The organism is Pseudochryseolinea flava (assembly GCF_003286915.1).
GTDB classification, from domain to species: Bacteria; Bacteroidota; Bacteroidia; order Cytophagales; family Cyclobacteriaceae; genus Ohtaekwangia; species Ohtaekwangia flava.
The window spans coordinates 77,470-100,173 of record NZ_QMFY01000010.1 but is presented as its reverse complement, the minus strand read 5'-3'; the positions used below and the strand labels follow the sequence as shown (position 1 = coordinate 100,173).

The 22,704-nt window shown below is 44.6% G+C and carries 13 protein-coding genes; 9 read left to right on the top strand and 4 right to left on the bottom strand.

The features are described from left to right. The first annotated feature begins 132 nt into the window (after nt 1-132). The 3 genes from DQQ10_RS18420 (at nt 133) to DQQ10_RS18410 (ending at nt 11,383) form a co-directional block, all read left to right on the top strand. On the top strand, nt 133-705 hold the full coding sequence (locus DQQ10_RS18420; RefSeq protein WP_112748364.1) for a hypothetical protein: 573 nt from the start codon (nt 133-135) through the stop codon (nt 703-705). A 166-nt stretch (nt 706-871) separates the two neighbouring features. Further along, entirely contained in the window at nt 872-1,216 is a 345-nt protein-coding gene (locus tag DQQ10_RS18415) for a hypothetical protein (RefSeq protein WP_112748363.1), read from the top strand. Between the two features lie 18 nt (nt 1,217-1,234). After that, the gene (locus DQQ10_RS18410; protein ID WP_112748362.1) at nt 1,235-11,383 is read left to right on the top strand and encodes a T9SS type B sorting domain-containing protein; all 10,149 of its coding nucleotides are present in this window, start codon (nt 1,235-1,237) and stop codon (nt 11,381-11,383) included. A 72-nt stretch (nt 11,384-11,455) separates the two neighbouring features. On the opposite strand, the gene DQQ10_RS18405 is transcribed toward DQQ10_RS18410, so the two are convergent. Beyond that, on the bottom strand, nt 11,456-12,460 hold the full coding sequence (locus DQQ10_RS18405; RefSeq protein WP_112748361.1) for an acyl-CoA reductase: 1,005 nt from the start codon (nt 12,458-12,460) through the stop codon (nt 11,456-11,458). 87 nt (nt 12,461-12,547) lie between these two features. Here DQQ10_RS18405 and DQQ10_RS18400 point away from each other — a divergent pair, with 87 nt between their 5' ends. Continuing rightward, nucleotides 12,548-12,904 carry a 4Fe-4S binding protein gene (locus DQQ10_RS18400; RefSeq protein ID WP_112748360.1) on the top strand — a complete coding sequence of 119 codons (357 nt, stop codon included), beginning with the start codon at nt 12,548-12,550 and terminating at the stop codon, nt 12,902-12,904. Nucleotides 12,905-12,909: 5 nt separating this feature from the next. Here DQQ10_RS18400 and DQQ10_RS18395 read toward each other — a convergent pair whose 3' ends face one another. Next, the gene (locus DQQ10_RS18395; RefSeq protein WP_112748359.1) at nt 12,910-13,815 is read right to left on the bottom strand and encodes a DUF58 domain-containing protein; all 906 of its coding nucleotides are present in this window, start codon (nt 13,813-13,815) and stop codon (nt 12,910-12,912) included. A gap of 169 nt (nt 13,816-13,984) precedes the next feature. On the opposite strand from DQQ10_RS18395, the gene DQQ10_RS18390 reads away from it, so the two are divergent. The 3 genes from DQQ10_RS18390 to cas6 all read left to right on the top strand — a co-directional run bounded on the left by DQQ10_RS18390 (nt 13,985) and on the right by cas6 (nt 16,504). Then, nucleotides 13,985-14,347 (top strand): DUF3276 family protein, encoded by a 363-nt coding sequence (locus DQQ10_RS18390; RefSeq protein ID WP_112748358.1) that lies wholly within the window; start codon nt 13,985-13,987, stop codon nt 14,345-14,347. Between the two features lie 135 nt (nt 14,348-14,482). Beyond that, the gene (gene ychF, locus DQQ10_RS18385; protein ID WP_112748491.1) at nt 14,483-15,580 is read left to right on the top strand and encodes a redox-regulated ATPase YchF; all 1,098 of its coding nucleotides are present in this window, start codon (nt 14,483-14,485) and stop codon (nt 15,578-15,580) included. Nucleotides 15,581-15,703: 123 nt separating this feature from the next. Next, a complete protein-coding gene (gene cas6 / locus DQQ10_RS18380; RefSeq protein WP_112748357.1) occupies nt 15,704-16,504 on the top strand; it encodes a CRISPR-associated endoribonuclease Cas6 in 801 nt (266 codons plus the stop codon). Here cas6 and DQQ10_RS18375 read toward each other — a convergent pair. Continuing rightward, the gene (locus DQQ10_RS18375) at nt 16,501-17,778 is read right to left on the bottom strand and encodes a type IX secretion system plug protein (protein ID WP_112748356.1); all 1,278 of its coding nucleotides are present in this window, start codon (nt 17,776-17,778) and stop codon (nt 16,501-16,503) included. The two genes, cas6 and DQQ10_RS18375, sit on opposite strands and share 4 nt — an antisense overlap. A gap of 132 nt (nt 17,779-17,910) precedes the next feature. Here DQQ10_RS18375 and DQQ10_RS18370 point away from each other — a divergent pair, with 132 nt between their 5' ends. Both DQQ10_RS18370 and DQQ10_RS18365 read left to right on the top strand, forming a co-directional pair. Further along, on the top strand, nt 17,911-18,468 hold the full coding sequence (locus DQQ10_RS18370) for an RNA polymerase sigma factor (RefSeq protein WP_112748355.1): 558 nt from the start codon (nt 17,911-17,913) through the stop codon (nt 18,466-18,468). Continuing rightward, the gene (locus tag DQQ10_RS18365) at nt 18,449-20,401 is read left to right on the top strand and encodes an outer membrane beta-barrel protein (RefSeq protein WP_165824007.1); all 1,953 of its coding nucleotides are present in this window, start codon (nt 18,449-18,451) and stop codon (nt 20,399-20,401) included. Before DQQ10_RS18370 ends, DQQ10_RS18365 begins: the two co-directional genes overlap by 20 nt. A gap of 328 nt (nt 20,402-20,729) precedes the next feature. On the opposite strand, the gene DQQ10_RS18355 is transcribed toward DQQ10_RS18365, so the two are convergent. After that, nucleotides 20,730-22,646: an ABC-F family ATP-binding cassette domain-containing protein gene (locus DQQ10_RS18355; protein WP_112748352.1), complete on the bottom strand. Its 1,917-nt coding sequence runs from the start codon at nt 22,644-22,646 to the stop codon at nt 20,730-20,732. Nucleotides 22,647-22,704: the final 58 nt, after the last annotated feature.

The window sequence follows — 22,704 nt, the reverse complement described above, 5'->3', positions numbered from 1 at the left end:
ACTCCTGACTTCTTACTTCTTACTTCTTACTCCTAAAATTCCCCACCACATTCATGTGGCCCAAACGCCATTTGCCGCCCCTTATTGCTTTTTGCCAATATTTCCTATATTTGTTAAACCTGAAGGAGTTTAATGGAACTGAAATTCTGGATTTACCTCATTATTGGCGCGATTTATTTGCTCTCAAGACTTCTGAAAAAGAAGGAGCCAGAGCAGCAAGATATCCCCAATTATCAGCCGGAAAAGCCAGCTAGAAAGTTCGATTTGCCTTCAGCAAAACCGACTGCGACACCCGGAAAATCACTGACTTTCGAGGAATTGCTTCGGGAAATCAGTGAGTCTAAGACGGCGACTCCTGTGCAAACAACAGTTCAAACAACGACCAGACCTTATCAGGAGGCTGTCGTTGACTACGATGACAACCTTGGCGAGGAGGCGCAAGATCTTGAAGATACAGGGTATGATTACCGGAAGAAAGACAAGATCTACGACGTGTATGAAGAGGCGAAACGGCAAGCCTTTAACAGGCCTTCGTTAGAAGAAACTATGAAAGTCGAAGACACTGTTGTGCGATACGGTAAGTTTAAGGAGTTTGAGCAGGCACCTCAGCGAGACTTAGTTAAGGAGTATTTGAGCGAGCTCAGCGATCCGGAAGGCATGAAAAAGGCCGTTGTGATGAGTGAAATTCTTCAGCGCAGATTTTAACTTTTTGATATAAATAGTACACACACAAGGAAGTTTATTTTTTAGAGTTTCTAATTTTTTTATAGTTGACTTTTTTAAGCGCACTGTTGTAATCCTAATCTTTTATCAATCAATCGGGTTACAATAATTTTTTGAACAATATTTAGTAAAGAGAAATTTTTTCGAAATGAAATTTATTTACCCCCTGCTGCTTTTTCTTGCGGCCAGCGCAACACCTGCGTTATCGCAAGATCTATGCAAAACCAAAGTTGATTTCGAGGTGAAAGAGATATCGAAGGGAAGTTTTGAAATCAGTTTAAAGTCATCCCGCTCGATCTCACAAGCTCAGGTCAAACTGTATGATCTCTATAGCGGAAAGGTAATTCAAGAAAAAACAGTCGTACTCTCATCTAATCCGTCGCTGTTTAGAAATGTCAAATCCTCCCGGTATACCGTTCTGATCACCTTCGAAGGGTGTTCGAAAGGTATTAGCGTTGGCGGAATCGAAGGAATTAAAGTCGGAGAACTATAGAAGATTAATTACTGCTCAATGAACCGGATATTTTTTAATCTCAATCATTACATCTTAGTAGGAATTTTCCTGCTCGGTTTTGTAACGGCATCCTATGGACAATGTCCTACGGCTGCAGCGGTGATTACCAGAACCCACACGGATATCTCGTGTTTTGGCGCGAATGACGGTACAATCACTGTTGAATTGGGGAATGGCGCAGCGCCAATGAATTTTGAATTATACGATAACATCGCAGGGGCATTCGTTACGCTTGCCGTGACTGAGATCAACGATCCTGATGGAAACGGAAACTTTAGAAAAGTGCGCTATGAAGATGTTTACTCTTCTTCATTCCAGGTAGTCGTATTTAAAACAGGATGCTTACCACCACTTCAAATTTCGGAAACGCCAACGGGCTTCAATATCATCGAGCCTTCACAGTTGACCGTGACAGTGGATGGCGTCGATCCGGATTGTGATCCGACACCAGGAGCAGGCGATGGCGGAATTAATATTACAGCAGCAGGGGGCGTTGGTCCCTATACTTATTTATGGACAGATGGCTCTACGAATGAAGATAGAACCAACCTCGATGCGGGTGCGTATACCGTAACCGTTACAGATGCTAATGGTTGCCAAGTGAGTCAATTGGTGAACGTTGCCATTTCAACACAAGCTGACGCAGGTGCGCCTACTGGACGTACATGCGGTACAAATAGCTTTATACTTGGTGGAAATAGCCCAGGGGTAGGGGAGATTGGTACATGGACTGGTCCTGCCGGTGTTACCTTCTCGCCGAGCGCAAATGATCCTAATGCAACGGCCAATAACCTCAACGTCGGCGCCAATGTTATAACCTGGACGATTACCGATACTGGTGGACTCTGTTCTGGAACGAGTGATAACATCACCGTCACGTATTCACCCGCCTTAGTTCTCAACGCGGTGATCACCAACGCTACTTGTAACGGTGCGGCTACTGGTGCCGTAGATCTTACGGTCAGCGGCGGAATTCCGCCATATACATATTTATGGAGCAATGGCGCGACAACGCAAGATCTTAATCCGATCGCGGCCGGTACGTATAGTGTTACGGTTACCGATGCTGCCGGTTGTACAGCCACATTAAATAACCAAACGGTAACACAGCCCCTTGTTATTACCATTGACAACGTTGCGTCTACAAACTTGACTTGTACAGGAGCTTCTGATGGTGCAATCAACGTCGATGCTTCAGGCGGTACAGGTGCTTTAGTATATACGTTGAATCCTGGAGCCGTTGTTAATGGTACCGGAAACTACACAGGTCTTGCCGCTGGTGTATACACCGTATCGGTAACGGATGCGAATGGATGCGGACCTGTTACAACAGCGAACATCACGTTAACGCAACCAGCGTCACTTACTTTTGGAACGCCAACGGTAACGAACGCAGGCTGTACAGGAATAAACAACGGTCAGATTCAAATCACAGCGACAGGTGGTACAGGTGTCATTACCTATACGATTGCACCTGGCGGTACATCGAACACGACCGGTACATTCACAGGTCTTGCTGCTGGTACTTACACAATCACGGCAGACGATGCTGGTGGTTGCCCTCCCACAGTAAGTGCAAATATCAACATCACAGCACCGCCAGCGATTACGTTCGGTACGCCAACCGTAACGAATGCGGATTGTGCTGGTGTGAATAACGGAAGAATTCAAATTACAGCTTCAGGTGGTACGGGTGTGATCACGTATGTGTTGAGCCCAGGAGGAACAACAAACACTACGGGTGATTTCACAGGCCTCGCAGCGGGTACTTACACAGTATCAGCAAATGATGCCGGTGGATGTCCTGCTGTTGTGAGTAGCAATATCAACATCACCGCGCCTGTGGCCATCACCTTTGGTACACCTACAGTTACGAATGCGGATTGCGCAGGCGTTAATAATGGACAAATTCAAATCACTGCATCGGGTGGAACAGGTGTTATCACCTATACGATTTCACCAGGCGGAACGTCAAACACGTCAGGACTCTTCACAGGTCTTGGTGCGGGTACTTATACAATCTCTGCAAATGATGCAGGAGGTTGCCCTGCAGTGGTAAGCAGTAATATTAACATCACGGCACCAGCAGCAATCACATTTGGTGCACCAACAGTGACAAATACATCTTGTACTGGTATCAATGACGGAAGAATCCAAATCACAGCAACGGGCGGCACAGGCGTAATTACGTATGTGTTAAGTCCAGGTGGAGCAACAAACACCACGGGTGATTTTACGGGACTTGCGGCGGGCACCTATGCGGTAACGGCGAATGACGCTGGCGGATGTCCTGCCGTCGTGAGTGCAAACATTAACGTTACGGCGCCAGCGACCCTTACCTTTGGAACACCAACGGTAACGAACGCCGGTTGCACAGGCATAAATAACGGACAAATTCAAATCACGGCCACTGGTGGTACAGGTGTAATCACCTACACTATTTCTCCTGGTGGTACGTCAAATACGACAGGAACATTCACGGGACTCGCACCAGGCACCTATACAATTTCAGCAGATGATGCTGGTGGCTGTGCTGCCGTGGTAAGCGCGAATATCAATATCACTGCACCTGCCGCCATCACTTTCGGAACACCGACTGTGACAAACGCAGATTGTGCCGGCATCAACAATGGTAGAATCCAGATCACAGCAACGGGCGGTACGGGTGTTATCACTTATGTACTGAGCCCAGGTGGTATCACAAATACGACAGGCGATTTCACAGGGCTCGCTGCCGGTACTTACACAATATCAGCAAATGATGCCGGTGGTTGCCCTGCAGTAGTAAGTAGCAATATTAACATCACGGCACCAGCGGCGATCACATTCGGAACACCAACAGTGACCAATGCTGATTGCGCAGGCAATGCGAATGGGCAAATTCAAATCACTGCAACAGGTGGTACGGGTGTAATCACCTATACGATATCACCAGGCGGAACATCGAACACTACAGGAACGTTTACCGGCCTCGTTGCAGGTACCTACACAATTTCGGCAAATGATGCGGGTGGTTGTCCTGCTGTGGTGAGCAGCAACATCAACATTACAGCGCCTGCGGCGATTACATTTGGAACGCCGGCGGTAACGAATACCTCATGTACAGGTATCAATGATGGAAGAATTCAAATTACAGCCACTGGCGGAACGGGTGTAATTACCTATGTGCTAAGTCCAGGTGGTGCAACCAATACAACGGGTGACTTTACTGGCCTCGCAGCGGGAACTTACACGGTATCGGCGAACGATGCGGGTGGTTGTCCTGCGGTAGTGAGTAGCAATATTAACGTAACAGCACCAGCAGCGATTACTTTCGGTGCGCCAACAGTAACGAATGCAGATTGCGCGGGCGCAACAACAGGGCAAATTCAAATCACAGCTACCGGTGGTACAGGCGTAATCACTTACACGATCTCCCCTGGAGGAACGTCAAATACGACTGGTCTCTTCACAGGCCTCGTGGCTGGTACTTATACGATCACCGCAGATGACGCAGGCGGATGTGCATCTGTCGTGAGTAGCAATATCAATATCACCCAGCCAAGCGCACTTACATTTGGTACACCGACGGTTACCAATGCGGATTGCGCTGGCAATGCTAACGGACAAATTCAAATTGCAGCAACAGGTGGTACAGGTGTAATTACGTATACGATTTCACCAGGCGGTACTTCAAACACAACAGGCGTGTTCACTGGACTTGCTGCAGGAACATACACAATTTCGGCTGACGACGCTGGTGGATGTGCGCCAATCGTGAGCAGCAACATCAACATAACAGCACCTGCCGGAATAACTTTTGGAACACCAACGGTTGTCAATGCGGACTGCGCGGGAAATGCGACGGGAGAAATTCAAATTACAGCAACAGGTGGAACTGGCGTGATTACCTACACCATTTCCCCAGGCGGAACTTCGAATACAACAGGAACATTCACAGGACTCGTAGCGGGAACATACACAATCTCAGCAAATGATGCTGGTGGATGTCCTGCTGTTGTCAGTGCAAACATTAATGTGACTGCGCCAGGTGGTATTACATTCGGCACGCCGACAGTAACCAATGCCGATTGCGCAGGAGCAACCAATGGACGAATTCAAATCACAGCGACGGGTGGCACAGGCATAATTACCTATGTGCTTAGCCCAGGTGGCGCGACCAATACAACGGGTGACTTCACAGGATTAGCTGCAGGTACATATACAGTATCAGCAAATGATGCTGGTGGATGTCCTGCTGTCGTAAGCGCCAATATCAACGTAACAGCGCCGGCGGCGATTACTTTCGGTACACCAACAGTTACTGATGCTGGTTGTGCAGGTGGTAATGATGGAAGCATTCAGATCACGGCCACTGGCGGAACAGGTACGATCACCTATACGATCAGCCCAGGCGGTACTTCAAATACCACAGGAACTTTCACAGGTCTGACAGCTGGAACGTATACGATTTCGGCAGACGATGCCGGAAGCTGTGCTGCTGTTGTAAGTGCGAATATTAATGTGAACGCACCAACTGGACTTACGTTTGGTACACCGGTAGTTACGGATGCAGATTGCGCTGGAAATAGCACTGGCCAAATTCAAATTACAGCAACGGGCGGTACGGGAACGATCACCTATACCCTTAGCCCGGGTGGAACGACTAATACGACGGGCGTGTTCCCAGGACTTGCAGCAGGAACGTATACTGTATCTGCAGATGATGCAGGTGCTTGTGCTGCTGTAGTAAGTGCAAACATTATAATTGCAGCACCAGCGGCGATTACATTTGGAACACCTACAGTAACGAACGCAGACTGTGCGGGTGTTAACAACGGAAGAATTCAAATCACAGCAACAGGTGGATCAGGTGCGATCACGTATACGATCTCTCCGGGCGGCACATCCAATACAACAGGTGACTTTACAGGACTTGCGGCGGGGACATATACAATCTCTGCAGACGATGCCGGTGGTTGTACGGCGGTCATTTCGGCAAACATCGATGTGACAGCGCCTGCAGTGATTACATTCGGTACGCCGACAATTACAGATGCATCATGTGCAGGATTGTCTGACGGAAGTATTCAAATAACGGCAACAGGCGGAACGGGCGCGATCACGTATACGATCATACCAGGTGGAACATCTAACACAACGGGTAATTTCACTGGACTGGCCGCCGGAACATACACTATTTCTGCGGATGACGCGGGTGGATGTCCTGCAGTAGTAAGCGCAAACATTAATGTCGGCGCACCTACACCTCCAACGATTGCCGGAACCACAACGGATAACACAAGCTGTCTTGCACCATTTACCGGAACAATTGACATAACGGTAACAGGTGGGGTAGGCGTTCTAAGCTATAGCTGGACTGGACCAAACGGATTCGTTTCAACAAGCGAAGATCTAACAGCACTTCAGAATGGTAGTTATGAGGTTACCGTTACTGATAGCGGTACAGGCTGTGAAGCAACAGCAACTTTCGCAGTCGGCTTAAATGCAGCTGGTGTAACAATCGCTTCTACATCAACAGATAATACAAAATGCGTAGCACCGTTCACAGGAACCATTGACATCACGCTAGGCGGTACCCCAGGACCTTACAATTTCTTGTGGAGTGGCCCGAACGGATTCTCGTCGACGGCTGAGGATTTGACTGCGCTACAAAATGGAGATTACACCGTGAATGTGACAGACACCGGAACAGGTTGTACTGCTACTGCGACTGTAACCGTTGGATTGACGACGCCGACAGTCACTATCTCTGGTGTCGTTACCGATAATAGTAAGTGTGTTGCGCCATTTAATGGAGCCATTATTTTAAGCACAACACCGGCTGTAGGAGCCTACGCATATTCATGGACAGGACCTAATGGATTTGTCTCTAATAATAAAAATATAACGGCCCTCGAATCGGGTGCGTATGAGGTTACTGTTACCGAATTGACATCGGGATGTACGTTCACTCAGACATTCAATGTTGGAGGAACAGCTCCAACGATTTCAATAGCAGAAGATGTCAATAGTCCAAATACGACTTGCGTTGCTCCGTTTGATGGCGTTCTCTTGATCACTGCGACAGGTGGTTCAGGTGCATACAGCTTTGAATGGAGTGGCCCTAACGGGTTTAGTGCAACAACAGAAGACATTGCCAATATTCAAGATGGTGTATACACCGTGGAAGTTACGGATCTTAACCTTGGTTGTACAGCGACAGCAACGTTTACGGTAATCGACAACACGCCAGTGGTAGCACTTGCGTCGCAGGTGATCGTAGACAATTCAAGTTGCCAGGCACCATTTAATGGCGCTATCACGGTTACGGGAGGTGGAACACCAGGACCATATTCATTTGCGTGGACTGGACCTAACGGATTCGTTGGTGCAGGCGCTGCAATCACCGCATTGGAATCAGGCGATTATGAAGTGACCATCACAGATCTAACAATTGGATGTTCTGATGTCTATACATTGACAGTAGGTGATGCAACACCTACAATTACAATTACGGAAGATTCATCTACACCGAATACTGTATGTCAGGCCCCCTTTGATGGTGCGATTGATATCACGGTATCAGGAACAGTAGGGCCATTTGATTTCTCATGGAGTGGACCAAATGGTTTTGCATCTACAGTTGAAGACCCTACGCAGTTGGAAGATGGTGATTACACGGTGACGGTGACAGATCAAATACTTGGATGTAGCCAAACGCTGACTGTCAATGTCGGAAATAACAGACCGACAATTACGATCACAGCAAACAGCATTACACCAAATACAAATTGTGTGGCTCCATTCAATGGTGCGCTTGATGTTTCTGCAGCTGGCCCTGCAGGGACTTTCGATTTCACTTGGTCAGGACCAAATGGATTTGCAGGTACAGGCGCCGTCATTACGGATCTTGAACCAGGTGACTACACCGTTACAGCGACGAACCAACCTTCAGGATGTTCAGGAACGCAAACATTCACCGTTCCAAACAACGCTCCGGTAATAACCTTTACCACAGACATCCTGATTGGAAATACACAATGCCAGCCGCCTTTTGATGGTGCCGTGTTGGTGACCGCATCGGGCACAGGTGGTCCTTTTGATTATGAATGGACCGGGCCTAACGGTTTCACCGGAACGGGTCCTGGTATCCAAGATTTAGAGTCGGGTGATTATACGGTAACGGCAAAAGATCAAGTCCTTGGCTGCGAAGGAACAGCGACGATCACCGTGCCAGATCTCACCCCAACAATTACCATTACGACACAGGTATTCCCGAATACAAATTGCGTTGCACCTTTCAACGGAGGCATCGATATTATTTCCATTACGGGTACGCCGGGAACACATTCATTCCTTTGGACGGGACCAAACGGATTTACGAGAACGACGCCAAATATCACAGGCGTTGAACCTGGCGATTACAACATCACCATTACGGATGACATCTTGGGATGTTCAGATACTTATACAGTGAACGTACCGGATAACAAGCCGATCGTAAGTGCTACGCCGGTGATTGTGCCAAACACAGTTTGTGCCGCGCCATTTAATGGTTCGATTGATGTAACCCTTTCCGGAACTGCAGGACCATTCGACTATACATGGACAGGGCCAAATGGATTCACCTCGTCGGTAGAGGATATTGCAGGACTCGAAGCCGGTGACTACGAGCTCACTGTAGAAGACCAAAATCTTGGCTGTACCAACACATTCACGTTCAACGTTCCGAATAGCACGCCAACGCTAAGTGCTACGCAGGTCATCGTACCAAACACACTTTGCGCGGCGCCATTTAATGGTTCAATTGATGTAACCATCTCTGGAACAGCAGGACCATTCGACTATACATGGACTGGACCGAATGGATTTACTTCGTCCTTGGAGGATATTGCGGGACTTGAAGCCGGTGACTATGAGCTTACGGTGGAAGACCAAAACCTCAGCTGTTCCAATACATTTACGTTCAATGTTCCGAATAATGCGACGGGGACAACCATTGGGTTGGTAACACAAGCAAACAATACATCATGTAAGGCACCGTTCAACGGCGCGTTGACGATTAGCGTAGGTGGTACACCTGGACCTTTTGATATATCTTGGACTGGCCCTGGTGGATTTACTTCCGATCAGACCACACTTACGGGACTTGCGCCTGGAACATATACAGTAACCGTTACGGATACAGGCGTTGGATGTACGGCAACACGTACGTTCACAATCATCAATAATGCTACCGGATGCGGTGGATTAGATTGCGCTGCATTTACAAAATTCAAGGTAGCAGATCTTCCGAAAACAAAACGTCCTACATGTGGTGATCAAAAGGACGGTATTATCACTGTCGAGATCGAAGGTGGCTCTATGCCGTACATTGTAACACTCACGGGTATCAACACCGGCGAAGTGAAGCAAGGACTTATTACCGTGAACGAAATTATGTTCGATGAATTGAAAGCAGACACCTATCGATACAAAGTTGAAGATGCTGCTGGTAATATTTGTGAGTTGACGTATGACTTACAGTTAGAGCCTACAGTCACAGCAACAGCATCTGGGTTTGTCGATGCAACGTGCTTCGGTACAAATACAGGTCAAGCAGTGTTAACTGTTACCGGTGGAAATGCGCCATACGATTATTTTGTTGATGGAGAATGGTTCTTGGATTATGTGCCAGGAAATGTGATTACAAATCTTCCACCAAATGGAACTTATAACATTCTTGTACGCGACGATGCTTCGGATTTGTGCCCTGCAACAGTAAGCGTTACGATCAACAATGCAAATCCAGCGATCACGCTCAACGATTACGAGAAGAATGACGCAACTTGTGCAGGTAACGACGGTCGTATCTTCAACATTGTTGTGTCTGGCGGCGCAGGTGGTCCGTACGAGTTCGCACTCGATGATGGTGCATTCCAGGATCAAAATGAATTCAATGACATCAGCGGCGGTACGCACAATGTTCATGTACGCGATGCGGCTGGGTGCGAACAGACATTCTCAATTGATGTGACATTCCCAGGCTTTGTTGGTTTCGATGTAACGCCTTCGGAAGCAAGCTGTTCGAATAATGGACTTAGCGGTTCGTTAACAGTTAAGTTTGATTTGGCCGGTTCTTATGAAGTTGGTGTGAGTAAGAGTGCATTTGTAGAGCCTACAGAGTACTTCCCATACGCGACGTCGAACCCGGACACAGACTTACCTTATGTTTTTGAGAACATGCCGAGTGGTACATACTATGTGTTTGCTAGAACGAGCGCTTCAGAATGTCCTTCACGCCAAGGTGGATTTACGATATTCGGCGTGCAGGCACTAACATTTGAGATTGAACCATATTGCGGTGATCAAAATGAAGTGTCCATTAGACTTGTGAACGTAACGGGATCAAGTACAGCGCCAATTACATTTATCGTGACTGAGCTCGAATCAGGATTAGAAGTTGCAGATCAACCATTACCGCAGACATACGATCCTGAATTACACTTGAGATTTAGCGACAATGATTGGTTGTCGATCGGGAATAAGGGCTACAATATTCAGTTGAAACAGTTCTCACCGGAAGGCTCTTGTGAGGTGTTCTCTGAAAAAGAAAGCTATGTAACAACAGATCCATTGTCTGCTCAAGTGATTTCGACTACGGAGTCGTATCCTGATATTCCAAGCGGTACATTGGTAGTTGGTAATTTTGAAGGCGGAACAACACCGTACACGATCAGCATGGAGTTGGATCAACCATTGTCAGACTTGGATTACCTCACCGTAGAAGAAGAAGTTACGCGCAATAGCAACCTTCGATTCGAGAAAAAATATGAAAGAATTCCAGCGGGTGTGTATACCATTTTCATTGAAGATTCTATCGGATGTTCAATTGAAATCTTAGGTACGACAGTGCCGTTGGATACGGATATTTATATACCGAATATCTTTACACCGAATGGTGATGGTTCGAACGACGTGTTTTTTGTACGAAACCTCCCAGACGAAGGTGTAAAGCTTACGATTACCAATCGCTGGGGTAAACAAGTGTACTCGACGAGTTCGTATAAGAACAATTGGGATGCAAATGGCGTAGAAGACGGCATCTACTATTATCAATTAAAACCTGCAGACGGTCCTGCGTTAATGGGTTGGGTTGAAGTAATGCGCGGAACGAAGCCTTAAAAAGAAAATAGTTTAAACGAAAAAAAACTCACTACGAAAGTGGTGAGCTTTTTCGTTTAGGTGTCCTAAGAATTATTGCAGTGATGAAAGAAATGCGAGTGTGTCGATGTTATCGGCATAGTCGGTTAATGTGGGATATTGCGCTTGTCCAAACGGTACATTTGCCAACGCATGATGACCAACAATACATTGCGTCTTGTCGGCGATATTTGTGATCTTATTTTTAAGATCATTTTCGTTTTGGTATTGCTCGAAGTAGATGACAGAAATAGGAGAGACTGTCTTTTCATTTTCTTGAATGATTAAAAAACCATTGTCAAAGAATGGAACACGGTTCACTAGTAGTATCGACTTTTGATAGTCGTAGTTGTTGACATACTTATGATGGTTGATAATATCTTGAAAGATTTCTATGCTGCGGTAGAAAGCGTCGAATGTATAGCCTGCGGGAACGAATAGTTTAGAAATATTTCTGCAGCCCAATCCAAAGTAACTGAAGATATCTGTGCCGAGCGATTCAAAATCATCTTCTGTTTCATTGCCAGTGAAAATAGCGAGCGAGGTTCTGTTTTTACGGATGATGTTCTGATATCGGCCAAAGTATTGTTCAAAGTATCGCGATGAATTATCGCTACCTGTCGCGATCACGGCGTCGAAATTTTGAAGACGTTCAGCGATATGGATATGCTGATGTAGACGAGGTTCAAATTCAATGAGCTTGTTGATGATGAACCTTGTTAAAAAGGAATCCTTACTGCTGAGTTTTAATTGCGCATGATTTCCGCTGATTAACACGGCAAGCAAATCGTGGAAACCAACGAGCGGGATGTTGCCAGCCATTACCAAGGCAATGGTCTTCGGTGACGGCGAAAGTTGATGCTGTGCTACCCAATTCTTGAGGTCACTATGACGAAGCATGGATGATATTCCGCGGAATGCCATACGAACGTTATCTTTGGTGAACCATGGGTTTTCCAACCGTGCACCTTCCGCTATCGTTTGAAATTGCTCTTCTGATAATTGACTTAAGAATGTTCCCAAGGAAGCAAATGCGGCAATTCTATCTTCAACTTTCATCTTCACTAAACTTTTCTGAACCTATCTCCGTTTTACGGATGATTCGTTTATTTTTGTATTGGTAAAGGACCAAAATTAGAAAAAAGCATGGCAATTATAATTACGGACGAATGTATCAACTGCGCTGCATGCGAGCCGGAATGCCCTAACACGGCCATTTATGAAGGAGGAAGAGAATGGAATTGGGCCGGGGGAACAAAGTTAGAGTCAGTAGAATTGGAAGACGGTTCAACAGTAGATGCTAAGGTTGCTCAGGCGCCGGTATCGAATGAGTTTTATTATATCGTTGCGGGTAAGTGTACAGAGTGTACAGGGTTTCACGAAGAGCCACAGTGTGCTGCGGTTTGTCCAGTGGATTGCTGTGTACCAGATCCTGATATGGTAGAAACGAAAGAAGAACTTCTCGCTAAAAAAGCTTGGCTTCACCAGGAAGTTGAAGCCTAATCTAGCTATCGCATTTTCGCACGTTTTATCAGATACGTTTGAAGTATTACATTGAAGTCGGTGCTCACATCGGCTTCAATGAAATCTATCTTAAATTGATTACATCTCATCTTTAGGCTCCGGTGGAAGTTTAATGCTTCTATTTGATACGACTTCTTGATATCTCCTGGATTAAGCTTTACGCGCTCGCCACTTTCCAGGTCAATGAATTCCATTGGGCGATCTTGGAAATCAAATAACAACTCTGTCTTATTGTCCATCACGTGAAAGACAATGACTTCATGCTTATTGTGCTTTAAGTGCTGCAGGGCTTTAAATAAATCATCGGTTGCTTCAGTAGAGTCAAACATGTCACTAAAGATGATCACAAGAGATCGCTTGTGAATACTTTCAGCGACTTCGTGCAATACTTTCGCAATCTGCGTTTTCGATTGCTTCGGTGAAATTTGATCAATTTGATCGAGCGTACGAAGTAGTTTATTAAGATGTGTGGGAGATGACTTAACAGGCGTGATACTCTGGATGACGTCAGAAAATAGACATAATCCCACCGCGTCACGTTGACGATTTAATAGGTAACACAATGCAGCGGCAGCATATTTTGAAAACCTAATTTTTTGACGACTCTCCGCAGGATAGAACATCGATGCAGAGGTATCGATGGCGATCAAACATCGGAGATTCGTTTCTTCCTCATATCGCTTTGTGAAGAGCCGGTCTGTTCGGGCGTATACTTTCCAGTCGATGTGACGCGTACTTTCTCCTTCGTTATATAAACGATGTTCCGCAAACTCAACAGAAAAACCGTGGTAAGGCGATTTGTGTAAACCCGTGATGAAACCCTCGACGAGCTGATGAGCCAGTAGTTCGAGACTTGTATTTTGGTTGAGATCGTTAAAATTTGCTTTCAAAGCACGATGGAAGTTTAGTCGTAACCTTACGATAAATGATAAATAACGGTGTTTTTAGGGCTTATTGTAACCCGCTCGTAAAATATTATATCGTTAGTTTGCAATAACTGTTCAAAGTACTAACTTAGTACAGACCAAAACTTAAACCTAACTTAAAATTTGAAGGATTGTGGAAGACAACAAGACAAATGGCAGGGATGAGATTTACTCCGCAAAAGTAAAAGCCGGCAAAAGAACGTATTTCTTCGATGTAAAATCAACCCGTTCGAATGACTACTATCTGACCATTACGGAGAGTAAGAAGCGTTTTAAGGAAGACGGATTTACTTATGAAAAACATAAGATTTTCTTGTACAAAGAGGATTTTAATAAGTTTTTGGAAGCGTTGACCAATACCGTAAATCATGTGAAGCATGAACTCATGCCAAATGTTGATTTCAGTCAATTTGATCATGTAGCCGAAACGGAGGATGCCGCGGTAGGTGCTGAGGGTAAAGCCGCTAGCGTGGATACCGAACTTAAATGGGATTAAGATCTTTTATATACCTAACCCTAACCTAAGATAAGCCCTTGTAACCGCAAGGGCTTTCTTTTTGCTGATTCTCGTCGTCCGATGTTCGGGCAAATGCTTTGGAAGGTTATATTTGCGGCCTTAAAAGCTAATCGTATGGGACTTCAATGTGGAATTGTTGGATTGCCGAATGTGGGTAAGTCAACGCTGTTTAATGCTATCTCAAATAACAAGGCAGAGGCTGCCAATTTTCCCTTCTGTACTATTGAACCCAACGTTGGCGTAATCTCTGTTCCTGATCCGCGTCTCAAAATCCTCGAAGGGTTAGTGAACCCGCAAAAAGTAGTACCGACCTCCATCGAGTTTGTTGATATCGCTGGACTGGTAAAAGGTGCAAGTAAAGGTGAAGGACTGGGTAATCAATTTCTAGGAAATATTAGACAGGTGGATGCCATCGTTCACGTGGTAAGATGCTTTGATAACGACAACATCGTCCACGTCGACGGTCGTGTTAATCCAGTTGCCGATAAAGAGATTATCGATACTGAACTTCAATTGAAAGACTTGGAGTCTGTTGATAAGAAAATTGCTAAAGTTGAAAAAGCAGCAAAAGCAGGTGATGCCAAATTGAAAAAGGAATTGTCTGTGCTTCAAACCTATAAAGATGCTTTGTTGTCAGGAAAGAATGCACGAAGTGTTCAAATGGATGAAGAAGATAAGAAAGCTATTGCTGATCTACAGCTGTTGACCGTGAAGCCTGTTATCTACGTGACCAATGTTGATGAAGGATCCATTCACACCGGTAATAAGTATGTAGATCAATTGAAGGAAGCTGTGAAAGATGAAAACGCTGAAGTGGTTGTCATCAGTGCTGCGATCGAATCACAAATCGCCGAGTTGGAAAGCCTTGAAGATAGAGAGGTTTTTCTTCAAGAATATGGTCTTACTGAGTCAGGATTGAACAAGCTTTTACGTGCGTCTTATCAATTGCTTGACTTGATCACATACTTCACAGCAGGTGAAAAGGAAGTGCGCGCTTGGACCATCAAAAGAGGTTGGAAAGCACCTCAGGCGGCAGGCGTTATTCACACCGATTTCGAAAAGGGATTCATTCGTGCGGAGGTCATTAAGTTGTCTGATTATCAACATTATAAGACTGAAGTTGCATGTAAAGAAGCAGGTAAAATGTCAGTCGAAGGAAAGGAGTATGTTGTGGCTGATGGGGATATCATGCATTTTCGTTTCAATGTTTAAAGATTCCTTACAAATAGATAGAAGCTTTCTGATTTTTTCTTAGTTTTATAAACCGCTCACATTCAGGGTTAAGCGGGCTTTTCGCTTTGAACTTTTTTAACCCTAACTTAAATTTTTTGGGTTTTGAGAACCAGGATTATCTTTTCGCTAAGGAACAGGGGGGCTTATGTTCCATTCCATCATCAGTATTTACTGGCACAAGTGATCAAAGGGCTTCTCATATTTGGGCAAGAAAAGTCATATGTAGATTTTAATCAGTACAACTTCTCGGGCCTGAAGGGGCAAACGAAAGTAAGTAGGAAAGGCTTGCATTATTTTTCATCTAAAGTCACTTTGGTATTCGCTTGTTCTGATAAGGCGTTTATGGATTATTTCGTTGCCCGCTTATTCGAGCAAAAAGAGGTTATCGTCGGAAACTTGCACCTCGTGCCAGAGTCGGTGGAACAAGAAGAACCAATCAAAATCACAGACGAGTCACGCTTTCTTTGTATTTCTCCCATCGTGGTGATACCGGCAACATTCAATGATGAAACAGGGAAGAAATTTGTCTCTCCAGAAACCGACGAGTTCTCTGATCTCCTTTATGATTCGACAATCAGCAGGATGGAAGCTAGCGGTAAATACACCGCCGAGCAATTGACTTCATTTTATAAATTTCAGATTGTTCCCGATAGCGAATACATTCAACGAATCCAAGCATCGCATAAAAAATTCGCGCGGATCTATCCGCTATTCGATAGTGACGTGAAATTTGAAGTGCGTGGCTATACTTTTCCGTTTACCCTCTATGCGGCAAGAGAAGTTCAGCAATATGTTTACGAACACGGCCTCGGGCACTTTACCCATAAAGGTTTCGGTATGCTGGATATAGCAAACAATGATTCCATTCAACGTGCCACGCAACAAGAAATGGATTACGCTTAGCGCGGATTTTTTGCCAGCGTCAAGTAACCTACCAGTAGATCAGCTTGTGGCTTAATTGCCCGGTAGTAGACGAAGACTTCATAATAGTTTTCAGTTTCAAAGTGACTTCCTTCGAAGTAATGGGGTTCCATGTTCTGCGCTTTTACATAGTACTCATAATCGTACCATCCTTGCTTCAGTAATATGTCAGCACTGTATTTGCTGCGGACTGAGTCATAACTCATTCGGTTAATTTTGTTCAGCGCCCAATTATTGAAAGCACCCGCAACGTAAACTTCACCATTTAATTTTGGCGTCGATAAAGAGAAGTTAACCATTACATAGTTAGCATAAGACATCCCGCGGGTGTCATAATTATCTAACCTGAAAAGACCATCGAGATCGTCGTACTGCGCATAAGATTGGCCACGTCTCGACTTGTCGGTTTCGATAAACGCATGAAACGGGGCGACCTTTTTGTCAATACTCGCGACATTTCTTCCCGGGTAGTTCAGCGAGCGCAGATCGAAAAAGCGAAACTCATTTCCTCCCTTAAACATCTGGCCTTCATCGAAGTATCGATAATCAATCTCTTTATCGATTTCACGAATGAAAGTAGGTTTGATATTCATGGCGATATTATCCCATCGTTGATTCTGCCGTACGTTGACATGTACATCCATCATGGGATTCAGAATGTCCAAATTCTTATAGCTGATTTTAAAGTTGAGTTGTTGATTTAAACTTGAAATTCTTCCAGCACCCAAAAGATTTTGCTCGGTCATCACGGAGATAGATTGATCGAATACCATGAAGCGACGACTCAACACGATATCATCCTTATCACTTCCGCGGTATACAACGACGACATAATTACCCGGTAGTTTAACGGGGGGCAGATTAAGCCAATAGTGCACGTATGGAATATGTGTATCAACAGAAAACTCGTAATTGTTAATTGGGTACTCATTGAAACTGGTCAAGTAATCGAGATTCTGTAAAGACGAGGGCGTCCAATCATGATTGCAATGAACAATGCGCGCGTTGTAGGTTTCGGTAGCTTCCACTAGGTCATCAAACTCAAGGACGAGACTCCAGTTTCCAATCTCAGTTACCGCGGGGAGGAGTGGCGCCTTGTTAGGGTGAAGTAAGACGGTTTTTATCCGAAGTTCGTACTGGCGATCGGTATACGTTAATGTTTTAGGAATGCTTGCAGATTTACTAGAACTTTGGGATACTGGTGTGCATGCGTTTAATGATAGCAAGATGATGACAACCAGGTAGTTAAATTTCATTTCGGAATTCAATTAAGGGAATGTTTGTTTTGATCTTTAGCCAACGCAAAAAGTCGGGGTTAAATATAATGTAATTCCAACTTAGGCTACATAAATGGTGTCTAACATGCAAAACGGCCGATAATCGGATACATGCTCAGCGAAAACGAGCTTATAGAAGGATGTAAAAAGGAGAACAGGGCTTTTCAAAAAGCTTTGTATGATCAGTATTGCCGCAAAATGCTGGCGGTATGTCTGCGCTATTCTAAATCTACTGCTGAAGCTGAAGATATCCTGCAAGAGGGATTTGTGAAAGTCTTTAACGGCTTAAAGAACTTCCGCCAAGAATCTAAACTCGAAACCTGGATTACGCGCATTATGGTCAACACGGCCCTTAATGTTCAGCGAAAGAAACTCTACCTGTATCCGATGGTGGATGTTGAAGAAATCAATTTGCCAGAAGAGGAGATGAGTGTTTCGGGATTACACTTCACGCAATTATTGCAGATGATTCAATCGCTACCTCATGGGTGTCAAATCGTATTCAATCTTTTTGCAATTGAAGGGTTCAGTCATAAAGAAATTGCCGAGCAACTTGGTATTTCAGAAGGAACATCGAAGTCGCAGTTTGCGCGTGCGAAAAGCTTGCTGCAACAGAAGTTATTAAAGGAATCAAAGTATTATGAACGATATGGAGAGGCGAAAATTTGAGGATTCGTTTAAGGATGCATTTCAAGGAGCGGAGTTTACACCTTCTGATAGTGTGTGGACTAACGTAGAGCTTGATCTTGAGAAGGCGTCTGGTGATAAAATGAAACGCCGGATTCTCTTTTACAAATTGTTAGCGGCTGCGTCAATAGCGTTTGCAATGGCAGCTGTGGGGATGAGTTATTACGGCATCATTGGATCAGAGCGTCCCACTGTAATTGCCGCAGAGAATAAAACGAATCAGTCAACTGCTGGAAGTAAAAACGGAAATGTACAACCATCTTCTTCATCGGAATCTCAGACGAATACGCTTCGTGATACTGCATTAGCAACGCAGGATCCATTAGTTAATAGTGCAGAACTTTTAGTGGAAAGCGAGCTTGATGCGACAGCGGATGACGAGGCTTTCAGCAAATCAACGAACGCGCCTGATCTTACTGCGGCAGTTCAAAAATCTAGTGAAAAATCCGCAAGGAGTGAGGTGGCACAAATTGCTACATCGAATGATCCTAAACTCGGAAGTAAGAATGATCGTGTTAGTCAGGCAAGCAAATTAGCGTCAGGTTCAAACGAAAAGGATAATGACGTTCGCAATGGCCAGTCAGTAGCGTCATCTGTGGATGGAACTGGAAAAACACCTGCAATTGACAATTCAAATCAAGAAGCCCTGGTCGACAATGGACGTAACCTTAACCCTAACGCGGTATCTGGATCCAAGAAAAATCAATTGACCACAAATTCAGGTGATACACGTGAATCGATCGCGTACAATCGTCAACTACAAGAGGAACGTGTGGCTGAAGATGATCGTAAGTTAAGACCTAATGCGTTAAGGGCCACGGTGGATCAATTGAGTAATGGAGATGCAACGAATGTCGATAAGAATAACGCAATAGCAGTCAATGACGGTTCACGCGAGGGGTATGTGAATTCTGATGATCGTAAACTTAGACCAGCGACGTCGCGTGGCGAGCAAGGCAATGCAAGCAGTACAGACAACAATTCTGCTTTAGTTGCAGGACGCGATGAATATGTGAGTATTGAACATGATCGACTTCCTGAGTTAGTGAAAGACAAGAAAGTAATTTTTGTTGATCCGCGTAAGTCAACGGCAGACCCCTTTCAGTTAATGATGGCTGCCTTAAATGATCGACAGCAGGAGTTGAATGCTAAACAAAAGAACAATAAAAAGTCTGATAAAGGCTCTGAGACGTTATGGACCTCTGTCGCGATAGCTGCCGGTAACTTTAATACACCAAATGGTCGGGTATCGACTTCAGAGAACAAGAATTTTGCGATGAATTCCATTGCTGATCAACAAGCGAAAGCAAATGGAACCGCGTACACAGTTGGTTTAAGTCTGGGGACGAAGATCGCCGAGCGATGGGTTGTTCAAGGGGGCGTAAATTATATGAGCCAATCGTCCGATTATACGGCAAGTGGTGTGATAGGGGCAGCGGACAATAGTTCATTTACTGTGGCCACCGTTCAACAACTGGATCAAATGTTTAGTGCAGAGAATAAAAGCGTAGCCAATGCGAAATATGTTCCGACTGCGACCTATGGAATCACCAGCAGCCTCGAATTTATCAGCGTACCCGTTCAAGCAGGCTACTTGGTAGTCAATAAAAAAATTGGAGTACAAGTTAATGCTGGTGTTTCGACTGATTTATTTCTCCAGAACACATTGTCGGCGAATGGAGATGGTATCGAAGAATCAACGCAAGGGAGTGGTGATGCATCACCCTACCGGACAGTTAACTTTAGTGGACTCTTTGGAACAGAGTTTAGTTACCGTTTGGGAGATCATTATCGACTGGCGCTCAATCCGGGAATACGTTATCCTCTGAATTCAATTTATAAATCTGAAATAGGAATAGAGGCTAGCCCGCTTACTTTCGATGTCGGCGTAAAGTTTAGATATATTTTTCGCTAGCGTTCCAACCTTTCACGGGTAAGTAATGTCTAACAGGCAATGATGGAGACAATAGATGTTAGGTTGCAGCGCAGGATTCATGCATCGCTTTTCGCGTTGTTGTTTTTAACCGTGCTTTTAGGTGTTAGTGTTTTACTTGAAGGATGTACGAAAAACGTCCAAACAAAGAAAGGGATTGTTCCGGCCTATCAAGCGTCGCTAGATTGCGAGCGCGTTTCAAGTGAAGGTGTAGCCTTTTAAGGAGGCATCTTATATAAGAGTACGCCATTTTCCGGGGAAGGCTCTGGCCCCGGAAATGGCAAACTCTGATGTTCTAAAAATTAGTATCCTATTTCTTTTCAATGGCTTCAATTGCCATCGCGGTTTCTTCCCACTTCTCGGTTAGAGATTCCAAGTTTTTCACGGTTTCGTTGAACGTAACCTGAATACCATTCAGTTTATTAAAATCATTGAAAACTTCTGGCGATGCCATCTCATTTTCCAATGTCACCTTTTTCGATTCAAGCTGTGCAATGTCTGCTTCGAGTTTGCTTAACTCTTTATTAAGTGTCTTTAGTCGCGCTTGATCCGACGGCGTTTTTTGGGGCAGTGTTATCTTTTCCTCAACAACTTTCTTTGGTTTTGGCGGCTCGACCTTCGCAACACTCGCTTCATTCTTTTTTCGCCAGTATTCATATTCATCGAATGACCCTGGGTACTCTTTGATTTGTTTATCCTCGATGTACCATATCTTATTCGCAATTTGACTCACGAAGTGACGATTGTGAGAAACGACTACAAAGCTTCCCAAGTATTGTTGCAGTGCTTGAATCAAAATGTTTTCTGAAATAAAGTCAAGGTGGTTGGTGGGCTCGTCGAGCAATAAGAAGTTTGCTTCTGAGATCAATGTCTTAGCCAACGCCACTCTCGATTTCTCTCCACCGGATAATACCTTGATTTTTTTATAGACATCTTCATCCGAGAATAAGAAACATCCCAATACGTTTCGAAGTTCTTGCTCAGTTTTGCCAGATCCTGCTTGCAAGAGCTCCTCTAATATTTCATTGTCAACACGAAGTGATTCCAACTGGTGCTGCGCGTAGAAGGCTTTAATAACATTGTAACCAATTGTTCTGTCTCCATCTACGGGCTCTTCACCCGCAAGAATCCGGAGCAAGGTAGATTTACCTTTACCGTTCGCGCCGATCAACGCAATCTTGTCACCGCGCTCAATCGAAATGCTGGTATCTCGCAAAATGTCGAGCGTTCCATAAGATTTGGAGACATGTTTTAAATCGACAATGAAACGTCCTGGTTGTTGATTGAACTTAAAACGAAAGTTCACAGCGGCTGAATCGTCAACAACTTCTTCAATCTTATCCATGCGTTCCAGGGCTTTCACACGCGATTGGACTTGTTTTGCTTTTGTGGCTTTCGCTTTGAACCGCTCAATAAACCGTTCTGTCTGTTTTATCTTCTGTTGCTGATTCTCAAATGCATTTTGCTGGATCTCTTGTCGCAGTTCCTTTTCTTCAAGGTAAAATGAATAGTTTCCTTCGTAAGACACAAGTTGCCCTTGCGTAACCTCAACGGTTTTGGTTGAAACATTATCAAGAAACGTTCTATCGTGTGATACGACGATTACTGCCCCCTCATAATTTCGGAGATAGTTTTCTACCCACTCGATTGAAGGAAGGTCAAGGTGGTTGGTAGGCTCATCAAGCATCAGTAGCGATGGCTTTTCGAGTAGAAGTTTTGATAGCATCACGCGCATTCGCCATCCTCCAGAAAATTGTCGAAGTGGACGGTGAAGATCTGCCGTTGAAAAGCCTATACCTTCAAGAATCTCTTCAGCCTTTGCCTGCATACTATAGCCATCGAGATGATCGAATTTTTCTTGAAGCTTAGAAAGCTTATCAACCAGTTCATCGGAATACTCGGTTTCTAGTCGATGAAGAATTTTCTCAATCTCTCGCTGTGTGTCTACAGCATCTTTAAACGCGCCCATGGCAACGGTAACGATGGCGTCGTCTGATTGATAGGATAGTAGATCTTGATTAAGAAAACCAATAGTACAGTCGTTGGCTTTGCTGATAGCACCGGTATCGGCTGCATATTCGCCATGGATAAGTTTTAGAAGCGTAGATTTTCCGCGCCCATTCAAGCCAATTAAGCCGATTTTGTCTTTTGGCTTAATAAACATATTCGCGTTTTCGTAGAGTGCTCTTCCTCCAATGAAATAAGAAAGGTTCGTAATCGAGATCATAGCCGCAAAAATAGTCAGTATTTAGTGGAAATCATTTCAAATATTTGGCGACAATCTT